This window comes from Streptomyces sp. NPDC026515 (assembly GCF_055567595.1).
Map to the genome: position 1 here is coordinate 265022 of NZ_JBVHQD010000002.1, position 13079 is coordinate 278100.

Below are 13079 nucleotides of genomic sequence, written 5' to 3' on the forward strand. Positions count from 1 at the left end.
GCATACGGCGTGCTGCGTGACGCGCGCTGCGCCGGCCGGGGCGCCTCGTCGTCGCGGCGCTGCCGCCGTGGCTAGAGCGCTCCCTTGCGGGAGAGGTGGTTGAAGGCCAGCCAGCCGGGCAGGACCGGCAGCCACAGGGTCAGCAGCCGGTACAGCAGGACGGCGGGGGCGGCGACCTCCTTGGGCAGGCCGACGGCGATCAGGCCGACGGTCAGGGTCGCCTCCACCGCACCGACTCCGCCCGGGGTCGGCGCCGCGGAGCCGAGCGCGTTTCCGGCGAGGAAGACGACGGCGACGCTGGCGATGCTGAGCGAGGCGCCCTCGTTGCCGAAGGCGCGGATGGAGGCGTCCAGGCACATCACGAAGCAGGCGGTGAGCAGCAGCATGCCGCCGATGCCGGTGACGAGCTTCTGCGGCCGTTGCAGCACGTCCAGCATGCGCGGTACGACGCCCGCGAAAAGCGACCGCACGCGCGTGGAGACGAATTTCCGCAGGAACGGGACCGAGGTCACCACCAGGACCAGCACGGCGACGGTCAGCAGGCCCGCGATGACGGTGCGGGACGGCGACAGCGACGGGGTCTTCTCGGTGCCGGTCAGATAGCCGAAGGACAGCAGCATCAGGATGTGACAGCCGAGCCCGAACAGCTGGGAGGCGCCGACGCTCGCCACCGCGAGGCCGGGGCGCACCCCGGCGCGCTGCAGGAAGCGCGTGTTGAGGGCGACACCGCCGACCGCCGCCGGTGCCACGATCTTCACGAACGATCCGGCGACCTGGGCCGCGGTGGTCCGCACGAACGGCACCCGCTCGGGCACGAACCCGAGCAGTGCCATCGCGGCGGCGACGTAGCTGAGCGCCGAGAACAGCACCGCGGCGATCACCCAGCCCCACTGGGCGTTCGCGACCAGGGGGCCGAACTCGATGTGGGTGAGCTGGGTCAGCAGGTAGTACGCGCCGATCGCGCCGGCGATGACGCTGATCAGGGTGCGCGGCCGCACCCGCTCCAGGCGGGCCGGCTCGACGGGCGCCTGCGGCCTGATCCTGAGCACCTGGTGGCGGATCTGGGTGAGCAGGTCCTCCTCGCGGGCCTCTTCCAGCGCGTCGTCCAGGGCCCGCTTCTCGGCCCGCTGCTCGGCGCGCACCGTCTTCTTGTCGGGCTTCTCGGTCTCCTCCGCGCGCGCCTGCTTGGCCTGCCGGGACGCCTCCAGGACCGCGTCGCGTTCGCGCTGGGCACGCTCTCTGGCCAGTCTTCGCAGCGTCGCGCGCGTGGAGCGGGTGAGCGCGATCGGCTGGAGCATCGGCAGGCAGTCGGCGACGGCGTCGGGCCCGAGGACGCCGACCGCCGAGGCCACCGCCCGCTCGGCGCCGACCCGCAGACCGACCGTGGTGACCAGCTGGGCCACGTCCATGCGCAGCAGTAGTTCGCCGGCCGCGATCTCACCGCCGCGCAGGTCCGTGAGGATCACCTTGCCGGAACGATCCACCAGGATGGCGTCACCCGCGAGCCTGCGGTGCGCGATCCGGCGGGACTGCAGCGCCTGCACCTGGTGCCAGGTGTTGCGCAGCAGTTCGTCGGTGATCTCCTCGTCGGCGAGCGAGTCGAGGGTGCGGCCGCCGGTGTGCTCGTAGACGAGCATCACGGCGTCCGGGCCCAGCTCGGAGGTGGCGATGAGCTTGGGCGCGTTGGCGCCGGCCGCGATCGCCGCGTACGCCAGCAGCGCCTCCTGCTCCAGCGCCTGGCGCAGCGACTGGAGGCTGGAGCGGGTGGCGAAGCCGCGCAAGGTCAGGTTGCGCCACGCGCGGTAGAAGAAGCCCTGAGCCTGCTGTTCCCGGTCGACGACCGTGACGTCCAGCGGCGGGCCGTCCTCCAGGGTGACGAAGTAGCGTCTGCCCCGGTCGCCGTTCTCGCTGTCCAGGGCCTCCTCGCGGGCCGCGCCCACCGGGTGGAAGCCGACGTGCCGAAGCCCCGCCAGCAGGGTCCGGCCGGTGGGGCGCACATTGGGGGAGCCGACCGCGTAGAGCGTGCCGTAGGCGACGGTCCAGCCGATCAGCACCGTGAGGATGATCGAGAACGGTGTCGTGTAGCCGGTGACGAGCATGGAGAACGCGTCGAGCGTCAGCACGATCCACAGGACCGCACGCCATCGCGGCCGCCGGGACATGCCGACGGCCGTCATATAGGCGATCACGGGCGCGAGATAGCCGTGCACCGGGTCGGTGAGGGCGTGGATGTCACCGGGGGAGGGCTGGGTGAGCGCCTCCTGGATGGAGCCGGGGGCGGCCCGGGCGACCCACAGGTCGGTGGCGAGGGTCACGCCGTGGGCGAGGACGGCCGCGAGCACGCCGTCGGCGATGCGCAGCCCGTCCCGTTTGATCAGCCGCTCGATGGCGAACGCGACCGGCACCAGCAGGATCGCGATGCTGGAGGCCAGTCCCGCGATCTTGATCAGCAGGTCGGGCGCCTGCCCGGTGCCCTTGTTGATGTCCTGTTCGAGCCCGGAGGTGGTGCCGTGCGCGAACGCGGCGATCCCGAGCAGCACGGCGACGGCCAGCACGCCGACGAGGAGACGCATGAGGTCGGAGGGGCGGTGCACGCGCGCGGGGAGCAGCGGTTCGTCGCCCTCCACCTCGTCCGTGTGGAGCTCGTCCGGCACGTGTTCCGCCTCGGAGACGTCGGGGACGGCGTCCGGCTCCACGGCGTCCGCGCGCGCGGATTCCGCGGGTACGGCGCCGGATTCGGGCGCGTCCGGGCGTGCGGCGGCGTCAGGGGTGCCCGTCGCCCCGCCGGGGTGCACGCCCTGCTGCTCGCTCGTCTCTTCTTGATCTCGTATCACCAGTCACCGCCCGCACGATGGTGGCATGCCCCACCGACACACGAGGGCATCAGGGTGCAGATGCGGGGGCGCACAGTCTGCCCCAAGGGCCCTCCGGGAGCGAGAACGAGACCTGGCGCGGACCGCACCGGTTGTCGGTGGGGTGCGGCAGGATGGGGCGAATGAGCGAGCGGAACCTTTCCGAGGACACCCGAGAGGGGTACGCGGACGAGCTGCCCGAGTACGCCGAGCGGGTCCTGGAGGTCGCCGAGCGGATTCCGCCCGGGCACGTGATGACGTACGGCGATGTCGCGGAGTGGCTGGAGGAGGGTGGGCCGCGCCAGGTGGGGCGGGTGATGTCCCTCTACGGCGGCTCCGTCCCCTGGTGGCGGGTGGTGCGCGCCGACGGGGTGCTGCTGCCGGGGCACGAGCTGAGCGCCCTGGACCACTACCGCGCGGAGGGCACCGCGCTGAAGGAGGCGAGCAGGGCCGCGGAGGGCCATCTGCCGCGGCTCGACATGAAGCGGGCGCGGTGGGACGGCGACGCGGACTCGGAGGCTCACACCTGACAGCTTCCGCCATTCGAGGCGCTCGGGGGGAACCCGTGGCCCGTTCGAGGGACACAGGGGACGTCCGTGGCATGACGTACGTTCGTGGGATGTGGGGCGCGCGTGCCACGAGTGCCACCCGAGGCTGACGGGAAGAAGCGGAAGCCCTGCTTCCGCCCGGTTCGTCGGCGTAGCGTCGGCTGCGCGTGTCCCGCTCACCCCACGGCCACCGCACTGCCCGCGCGACCGCGAGCCAACCAGCACACCCACCAGGACCGGCGAACCACGTGAGCTCCTCTTCCTCCACCAGGCGCCTGTCGCACCTCCGGGTACGACAGGGGAACCGTGGCGCTTACCGACTGGTGCGGACTCCGGCCGCCGACACGGATCCCCCTCCTCTGGACGCGGCACAGCGCGCCGTGGTTGACCACGGGGCCGGCCCGCTGCTCGTCCTGGCGGGTCCCGGCACCGGGAAGACCACCACCCTCGTGGAATCGGTGGCCGCGCGGATCGCCGGCGGCGGGGACCCCGAGCGGATCCTGGTCCTGACGTTCAGCCGCAAGGCCGCCGTCGAGCTGCGCGACCGCATGGCCCTGCGCGTCGGCGCGGCCGGCGCGCCCCGGGCGACCACCTTCCACTCGTACTGCTACGCGCTGGTCCGCGCCCACCAGGAAAGCGGCCTGTTCGTCGACCCGCTGAGGCTGCTCTCCGGCCCCGAGCAGGATGTCACCGTCCGCGAGCTGCTGGCCGGCCAGGCCGAGCTGGAGCGGCTCGGACTCGACCCGGTGCGCTGGCCTGACGAACTGCGCGCCTGCCTCACCACCCGGGGTTTCGCCGACGAGGTCCGTGCGGTCCTCGCCCGCAGCCGTGAACTGGGCCTCGACCCCGCCGCCCTGGACGCCTTCGCCTGCCGTCTCGGCCGTCCGGACTGGCGGGCCGCGGCCGCCTTCCTCGCCGAGTACCTGGACGTCCTCGACCTCCAGGGCGTCCTCGACTACGCCGAACTCGTGCACCGCGCGGTGCTGCTCGCCCAGCGTCCCGAGGTCGCCCTGGACCTGGCCGGCCGCTACGACGCCGTGTACGTCGACGAGTACCAGGACACCGACCCGGCGCAGGTACGGCTGCTGCACGCCCTGGCCGGCGGCGGCCGCACGCTGGTGGCGTTCGGCGACCCGGACCAGTCGATCTACACGTTCCGGGGCGCCGACGTGAACGGCATCCTGGACTTCCCGTCGGCGTTCGCGCGCGTGGACGGCCGGCCCGCGCCGGTCCGGGTGCTGCGCACCTCCCGCCGCTCCGGCGCCGGTCTGCTGGCCGCGACGCGGCTGCTGACCCAGCGGATGCCCCTGACCAGGCTGCCCGCCGACAAGGTGCGGGCCCACCGCGAACTGACCGCCGCGCGGGACGGCGGCGCCGTCGAGGTCTACACCTACCCGACGTCCGGCACCGAGCTGGACAACATCGCCGACATCCTGCGGCGCGCGCACCTGGAGGACGGCGTGCGCTGGAGCGACATGGCCGTCCTGGTGCGCGCCGGGTCCAGCACCATCCCGACGGTCCGCCGGGCCCTCACCGCGGCCGGCGTACCCCTGGACATCGACGGCGACGACGTCCCGCTGCGCCACGAACCGGCGGTGGCGCCCCTGCTGACGGCCCTCAGGGCGGTGGCCGCGGCCGAGGCGGCGCACCCGGCCGCGGGCACGGGCAGCGAGGCGGCGAGCCGCGACGGGCACGACGGCACCGCGGGAGCCCGCTGCTGGCTCGGCACCGAGACCGCGCTCACTCTGCTCGCCTCCCCCCTCGCCGGCATGGACGCGGCCGACCTGCGCCGCCTCGGCCGCGCCCTGCGCGACGAGGAACGGGCGGCCGGCAACGCGCTGCCCCCGCCCTCGGACGACCTGCTCGCGCGGGCCCTCGCCGAACCCGAGCGGCTGGCGGTCCACGACCCCGGGTACGCGCGCGGGGCGCAGCGGCTCGGCGGCCTGCTCAGGAAGGCCCGGGAGCGCCTGGCGGGCGGCGGTACGGCCGAGGAGGCGCTGTGGGACCTGTGGAACGGCACACCCTGGCCCTCGCGCCTGGAGCGCGCCGCCCGGCGCGGCGGCGCGGCCGGCCGCAACGCCGACCGTGACCTGGACGCCGTGTGCGCGCTGTTCGCCACCGCGGCCCGCGCGGAGGAGCGCAGCGGCGGCCGGGGCGCGCTGAACTTCCTGGCGGAGATCGAGGCCGAGGACATCGCCGCCGACACCCTCGCCGGGCGCGCGGTACGCCCCGACGCCGTCCGCCTGCTGACCGCGCACCGTGCCAAGGGCCTGGAGTGGCGCCTGGTCGTCGTCGCCGGCGTCCAGGAGGGTCTCTGGCCCGACCTGCGCCGCCGCGGCTCGCTGCTGGAGGCCGACCGCATCGGCCGCGACGGCCTGGCCGAACCGCTCACCCCGGGCGCGCTCCTCGCCGAGGAGCGCCGCCTGTTCTACGTCGCCGCCACACGCGCGCGGGAACGCCTCGTGGTCACCGCCGTGAAGGCCCCCGCGGACGACGGCGACCAGCCCTCCCGGTTCCTCACCGAACTGGGGACCGAACCCCAGGACGTCACCGGACGGCCCCGGCGCCCGCTCTCCGTGGCCGCCCTCGTCGCCGAGCTGCGCGCGACCACGGTCGACCCGCGCGCGTCCGGCACGCTGCGGGAAGCCGCCGCCCGGCGCCTGGCCCGGCTGGCCGCGCTCGCCGACGAGGACGGCCGTCCCCTGGTGCCCTCCGCCCACCCCTACCGCTGGTGGGGCATGTTCGAGCCGACCGAGAGCAAGGTGCCGCTGCGCGACCGCGACCAGCCCGTCGTGCTCTCCGGCAGCGCCCTCGACCAGCTCGCCAACACCTGCAGCCTGCAGTGGTTCCTGGGCCGTGAGGTCAAGGCCGACGCGCCCGCCACCACCGCCCAGGGCTTCGGCAACGTCGTGCACGTCCTGGCCGACGAGGTCGCCTCCGGACGTACCCCGGCCGACCTCGCGGTCCTCATGGAGCGCCTGGAGTCGGTGTGGAACGCGCTCGCCTTCGACGCCCCCTGGAAGTCGGCCCAGGAGAAGGACAACGCGCGCGTGGCGCTCGAACGCTTCCTGAAGTGGCACGTCCTGGACCGCACCGCACGCACCCCCGTCGCCAGCGAACAGGACTTCGACGTCCGCCTCGAAGCGGGCGGCTACGAGGTGCGCATCCGCGGCCAGATGGACCGCGTGGAGACGGACGGCGAGGGGCGCGCCTACGTCGTCGACTTCAAGACCGGCAAGCAGGCCCCGAGCGCCGCCGAGGTCGCACGGCATCCGCAGCTGGCCGTCTACCAGCTCGCGGTCCGCGAGGGCGCCGTCGACGAGGCCTTCGACGGCGTGCGCCCCGAGGCCGGCGGCGCCGAACTGGTCCACCTCCGGCAGGGCGCCGCCCGGCGCGACGGCGGCGAGACCCTGCCCAAGGTGCAGGCCCAGGAACCGCTGGAGGGGGAGTGGGTCGGCGACCTGCTGGCCACCGCCGCCGGCAAGGTCCTCGACGAGCGGTTCACGCCGACCACCGGACAGCACTGCACGCACTGTGCCTTCCGGGCGTCGTGCAGCGCACGGCCCGAGGGGCGGCACGTGGTGGAGTGAGCGCTGGTTCATCGATTGTCAGTGCCCGCCGCTAGCCTTTCCCTTCATGCCCGCCCTCATCACCGACCCCGAGCAGCTCAAGGAGCTCCTCGGTATCCCCTTCACCCCGGAGCAGACGGCCTGCATTACCGCGCCGCCCGCCCCGCAGGTGATCGTGGCCGGAGCCGGGTCGGGCAAGACGACGGTGATGGCCGCCCGCGTGGTCTGGCTGGTCGGCACCGGACAGGTGGCCCCCGAGCAGGTCCTCGGGCTGACCTTCACCAACAAGGCGGCCGGCGAACTCGCCGAACGCGTCCGCAAGGCGCTCGTCAGGGCCGGCGTCACCGACCCCGATGTCATCGACCCCGACAATCCGCCCGGCGAGCCGGTCGTCTCGACGTACCACGCCTTCGCGGGCCGCCTGCTGACCGACCACGGTCTGCGCATCGGCCTGGAGCCGGCCTCCCGGCTGCTCGCCGACGCCACCCGCTTCCAGCTCGCCGCGCGGGTGCTGCGCGAGGCCCCCGGCCCCTATCCGGCCCTCACCCGCTCCTTCGCCGACCTGGTCGGCGACCTGCTCACCCTCGACTCCGAGCTCGCCGAACACCTCGTACGCCCGGAGGACCTGCGAGCCTGGGACGCCGGCCTGCTGAACACCCTCGCTTCCGTCAAGCTCGGCAACGCCGACCTGCGCAAGGTCCCCGAGACGGCCGCCGCCCGCCGTGAACTGGCCGAACTCGTCCTGCGCTACCGGAGCGCCAAGCGCGAGCGGGACCTGCTCGACTTCGGCGACCAGATCGCGCTGTCCGCCGCGCTGGCCGGCATCCCCGAGGTGGGACGGCTGCTGCGCGACGAGTTCCGGGTCGTGCTCCTCGACGAGTACCAGGACACCTCGGTGGCCCAGCGGGTGCTCCTCGCGGGTCTGTTCGGCGGCGGCACCGGCCACCCCGTGACCGCCGTCGGCGACCCCTGCCAGGCCATCTACGGCTGGCGCGGCGCCTCCGTCGCCAACCTGGACGACTTCCCCGAGCACTTCGCGCACGCCGACGGCCGCCCTGCCACCCGCCAGGCGCTCAGCGAGAACCGCCGCAGCGGCGGCCGTCTCCTCGACCTCGCCAACGGCCTCGCCGAGCCGCTGCGCGCCATGCACGCGGGCGTGGCGGCCCTGCGCCCGGCCCCGGGCGCGGAACGCGACGGCATGGTCCGCTGCGCCCTGCTGCCCACCCACGCCGACGAGATGGACTGGATCGCCGACTCGGTCGCCCACCTCGTCCGCACCGGCACGGCACCCGGCGAGATCGCGGTCCTGTGCCGTACGGCGACCGACTTCGCGGAGATCCAGGGCGCACTCGTCGCACGGGACGTCCCCGTCGAGGTGGTCGGCCTCTCCGGGCTGCTGCACCTGCCCGAGGTGGCCGATCTCGTCGCCGTCTGCGAGGTCCTCCAGGACCCCGGAGCCAACGCCTCCCTGGTCCGGTTGCTGACCGGCCCGCGCTGGCGCATCGGCCCGCGCGACCTCGCCCTCCTGGGCCGTCGTGCCCGGCTGCTGGTGTCCTACGCGCGCGTGGGCGACGCCGACGACCCGGACCGCAGACTCGCCGAGGCCGTCGAGGGCGTCGACCCGGCCGAGGTGATATCGCTCGCGGACGCCCTGGACACCTTCCTGGAGCTGCCGCTCGACACCGGGCGGCAGGACGACGGCCTGCCGTTCTCACCGGACGCGCGCGTGCGCTTCGCCCGCCTGGCCACCGAACTGCGCGAGCTGCGCCGCTCCCTGTCCGACCCGCTGATGGACGTCCTGCACCGCGTCCTCGCGGTCACCGGCCTGGAGGTGGAGCTGTCCGCCTCCCCGCACGCACTGGCCGCCCGCCGCCGGGAGACGCTCTCCAACTTCCTGGACGTCGCCGCCTCCTTCGCGGCCGGCGACCAGGAGGCGACCCTGCTCGCCTTCCTCGGCTTCCTGCGCACCGCCGCCCAGTACGAGAAGGGTCTCGACAACGCCCTGCCAGGCGGCGAGAACACCGTCAAGGTGCTGACCGCGCACCGGTCCAAAGGCCTGGAGTGGGATGTCGTGGTCGTCCCGGGCCTGGTCAAGGGCACCTTCCCGAGCGGTCAGGGCCGCGAGAAGTGGACCGCCCAGGCCAAGGTGCTCCCGCACGCCCTGCGCGGCGACACCGACACCCTGCCCGACGTCGAGGCCTGGGACTCGCGGGGCATGAAGGCCTTCCACGAGGCGATGAAGGACCACCAGCACACCGAGGAGCTCCGCCTCGGCTACGTCACCTTCACCCGTCCGCGCTCCCTGCTGCTCGGCTCCGGCCACTGGTGGGGTCCCAGCCAGAAGAAGCCGCGCGGCCCCTCCGACTTCCTCCAGGCCCTGTACGACCACTGCGCCACCGGACACGGCGAGATCGAGGCCTGGGCCGCCGAACCGGAGGAGGACGAGGAGAACCCGGCCCTGCACACGGTGAGCGCCGACCAGGTGTGGCCGCTGCCCCTCGACGAGGCCGCCCTGGCCCGCCGCCGTGCCGCCGCCGAGACCGTCCTCGCCCACCTGGACGCACTCACCGCAGGGGAGGACGGCCACCCGGCGGCCGCCCACGACCCCGCGGGCCATGAGGACCCGGACTGGCCCCCGCCGCCCGACGACGAGCCCGGCCCCTACGGCGACGAGCCCGGCCCCTACGAGGACGACGCCCCGGACGAGGACCTTGCCGACTGGGAATCCCTGAGCGCCGACCGCCCCGTGGTCCCGCACCAGGCCACGTCCGCGGAACGCACGCCCCCGCGCCCGCCGGCGCAGGCACGCCCGCCGGAGCATGCCCCCGGTGTCCCCGAGGAGGCCCGCGTCACCCCCGAGGAGGCCCGCACCATCGCCTCCTGGGACCGCGACCTCGACGCCCTCACCGGCGAACTGCTGCGCGCCCGGCGCAGCGTCATCGACGTGCCCCTGCCGGCCACGCTCTCCGCCACCCAGCTGATGCGGTTGGCCGAGGATCCGGACGGGCTCGCGCAGGAACTCGCGCGCCCCATGCCACGCCCCCCACAACCGGCCGCACGCCGGGGCACCCGCTTCCACGCCTGGGTCGAGGCCCGCTTCGAAGAGCTCACGCTGCCCATGCTGGAGCCCGACGAACTGCCCGGAAGCGACGCCGAGATCGCCGACGAACGCGACCTGGAGGCCCTCAAGGAGGCCTTCGAACGCACCGAGTACGCCCGCCGCACGCCCTACCGGGTGGAAGCCCCCTTCCAGCTCGCCCTGGCGGGGCGGGTCGTGCGGGGCCGGATCGACGCCGTCTACCGGACCGGGCACGGCGACGGGACGGCGTACGAGATCGTCGACTGGAAGACCAGCCGCTCTCGCCCCGCCGACCCGCTCCAGCTCGCGATCTACCGGATCGGCTGGGCCGAGCAGCAGGGCGTGGCGCCCGAGTCGGTCACCGCCGCCTTCGTGCACGTGCGCACCGGCGAGGTCGAGCGGCCGGAGGATCTGCCGGACCGGGCCACCCTGGAAAGGCTGATCATCGGGCAGGGCGAGTGTGACGAACCGCCCGCCGAGGATGTCGGCGCGGGCGGATAGGCTCGTGACCATGAGCCAGACCCCGGACAGCGCTGTCCGTTCGTACATCGAGCAGCACCGTGCCGCCTTCCTCGACGACCTCGCGGAGTGGCTGCGCATCCCCTCCGTCTCGGCCCAGCCCGAGCACGCCGCCGATGTCCGCCGCAGCGCCGACTGGCTCGCCGCCGAACTCGGGAGGACGGGCTTCCCGACCGCCGAGGTCTGGGAGACACCGGGCGCCCCGGCCGTCTTCGCCGAATGGCCCGCAGGCGACCCCGAGGCGCCCACCGTCCTCGTCTACGGCCACCACGACGTGCAGCCCGCCGCCCGCGCGGACGGCTGGGACAGCGACCCCTTCGAGCCGGTCGTCCGGGGAAACCGCCTCCACGCGCGGGGGGCGGCCGACGACAAGGGCCAGGTGTTCTTCCACACACTCGGCGTCCGCGCCCACCTCGCCGCCACCGGCCGCACCGCACCCGCCGTCAACCTGAAGCTGCTGATCGAGGGCGAGGAGGAGTCCGGCTCCCCGCACTTCCGGGCGCTCGTCGAGGAACGTGCGGATCTGCTCGCCGCGGACATCGTGATCGTCTCCGACACCGGAATGTGGTCCGAGGACACCCCCACGGTGTGCACGGGCATGCGCGGGCTGGTCGAGTGCGGGATCGTCCTGCACGGCCCCGACCAGGACATCCACTCCGGTGCCTTCGGCGGTGCCGTCCCCAACCCGGCCACCGCCGCGGCCCGGCTGGTCGCCGCGCTGCACGACGAGCACGCGCGCGTGGCGATCCCGGGCTTCTACGACGGCATCGTGGAGCTCGGCGAACGCGAGCGACGGCTGTGGGCCGAGCTGCCGTTCGACGAGGAGGACTGGCTGCGCGAGGCCCACTCGTACGCCACCGAGGGCGAGGCCGGGCACACCACCCTGGAGCGCATCTGGGCCCGGCCCACCGCCGAGGTCAACGGCATCGGCGGCGGCTACCAGGGCCCCGGCAGCAAGACGATCATCCCGTCCTCGGCGATGGTCAAGCTGTCGTTCCGGCTGGTCGCCGGCCAGGAGCCCGACCACGTCGAGAAGGCCGTCCGTGCCTGGGCCACCGAACGCGTCCCCGCCGGGATCCGCGCCGAGATCACCTTCCTGCCGGCCACCCGCCCCTGCCTGACCCCGCTCGACCACCCGGCCCTGCAGTCACTGGCGCGCGCCATGGGCCGCGCCTTCGAGGGTCCGGTCCGGTTCACCCGTTCAGGTGGCTCCGGGCCCGCCGCGGACCTCCAGGACGTGCTCGGCGCACCCGTTCTCTTCCTGGGCATTTCCGTGCCCTCCGACGGCTGGCACGCCCCGAACGAGAAGGTTGAGCTGGACCTTCTCCTCAAGGGCGTCGAGACCAGCGCCTACCTGTGGGGTGACCTGGCCGAGAACTGGCGCCATGCCCCCTGACCCGTCGGCGCCGTCCGGAGCGGCACCGCGGGCGGGGCACACTGGAAGGGCCGCCCCGCCCACCCCGTCCCCGCCCACCCCGTCCCCGCCCGACCCGGTCTCCTCCCGCCCTTCGTCCCGCTGAACCGCCCGCTGAAACATCCGTTGCACTGGGGGAGTTGGAAGCACCCGTGACCACCTGGACCGACCACACCGCCGACCGACCCGTCTCGCTCACCGCCCCGAGCGGCATCGACCGCGCCGCCCACCACCGGCTCGACGAGGCCTGGCTCGCTGCGGCGTGGAGCCACCCCGACACCCGCTGTTTCGTGGTCTCCGGCGGTCAGGTCCTCATCGACGAGACGCCCGAGGGCCGTACCGAACTCGTCATGACCCCCTCCTTCGAGGCCCCCCTCACCGAGGCGCACCGCTACTTCCTGGGCACCGACGAGGACGGCGTCAGCTACTTCGCGCTCCAGAAGGACGCCCTGCCCGGCCGTATCGACCAGTCCGCGCGCCCGGCCGGGCTGCGCGAGGCCGGACTGCTGCTGTCGCCGCGTGACGTGGGCCTGATGGTGCACGCGGTCGGCCTGGAGAACTGGCAGCGCACCCACCGCTTCTGCTCCCGCTGCGGCGAGCGCACGGTGATCGCCGCAGCGGGTCACATCCGCCGCTGCCCCGCCTGCGGCGCCGAGCACTACCCGCGCACCGACCCAGCCGTGATCATGGCTGTCACCGACGAGGACGACCGCATCCTGCTCGGCCGCCAGGTGCACTGGCCCGAGGGCCGCTTCTCCACGCTCGCCGGTTTCGTGGAGCCCGGCGAGTCCATCGAACAGGCGGTACGCCGGGAGGTCTTCGAGGAGGCCGGGGTCACCGTCGGCCCCGTCGAGTACGTCGCCAGCCAGCCCTGGCCGTTCCCGTCCAGCCTCATGCTCGGCTTCATGGCCCGCGCGACCTCGACCGAGATCAACGTCGACGGTGACGAGATCCACGAGGCCCGCTGGTTCTCCCGCGACGAACTGGGCGCCGCCTTCGACTCCGGCGACGTCCTGCCGCCGTACGGGATCTCCATCGCGGCCCGTCTGATCGAGATGTGGTACGGCAAGCCGCTGCCGACGAGGAGCTTCGTCTGAG

General features: G+C 73.9%; 6 protein-coding genes. 5 read left to right on the plus strand and 1 reads right to left on the minus strand.

Annotated elements, in window-relative coordinates:
• Positions 1–71: 71 nt before the first annotated feature.
• Positions 72–2834 carry a lysylphosphatidylglycerol synthase domain-containing protein gene (locus ACZ4O3_RS04645; RefSeq protein ID WP_467721151.1) on the minus strand — a complete coding sequence of 921 codons (2763 nt, stop codon included), beginning with the start codon at positions 2832–2834 and terminating at the stop codon, positions 72–74.
• A gap of 161 nt (positions 2835–2995) precedes the next feature.
• Between ACZ4O3_RS04645 and ACZ4O3_RS04650 the strand changes: the two genes are divergently transcribed.
• The 5 genes from ACZ4O3_RS04650 to nudC all read left to right on the plus strand — a co-directional run bounded on the left by ACZ4O3_RS04650 (position 2996) and on the right by nudC (position 13078).
• Complete coding sequence (locus ACZ4O3_RS04650; RefSeq protein WP_467721153.1) at positions 2996–3382, plus strand: MGMT family protein; 387 nt, start codon at positions 2996–2998, stop codon at positions 3380–3382.
• Positions 3383–3648: 266 nt separating this feature from the next.
• Entirely contained in the window at positions 3649–6990 is a 3342-nt protein-coding gene (locus ACZ4O3_RS04655) for an ATP-dependent helicase (protein WP_467721154.1), read from the plus strand.
• A gap of 46 nt (positions 6991–7036) precedes the next feature.
• Positions 7037–10549, plus strand: coding sequence for a UvrD-helicase domain-containing protein (locus ACZ4O3_RS04660; protein ID WP_467721155.1), 3513 nt, complete (start codon positions 7037–7039; stop codon positions 10547–10549).
• Positions 10550–10559: 10 nt separating this feature from the next.
• Positions 10560–11963, plus strand: coding sequence for a dipeptidase (locus ACZ4O3_RS04665; RefSeq protein ID WP_362720455.1), 1404 nt, complete (start codon positions 10560–10562; stop codon positions 11961–11963).
• A gap of 170 nt (positions 11964–12133) precedes the next feature.
• On the plus strand, positions 12134–13078 hold the full coding sequence (nudC, locus tag ACZ4O3_RS04670; protein ID WP_362720453.1) for an NAD(+) diphosphatase: 945 nt from the start codon (positions 12134–12136) through the stop codon (positions 13076–13078).
• Position 13079: the final 1 nt, after the last annotated feature.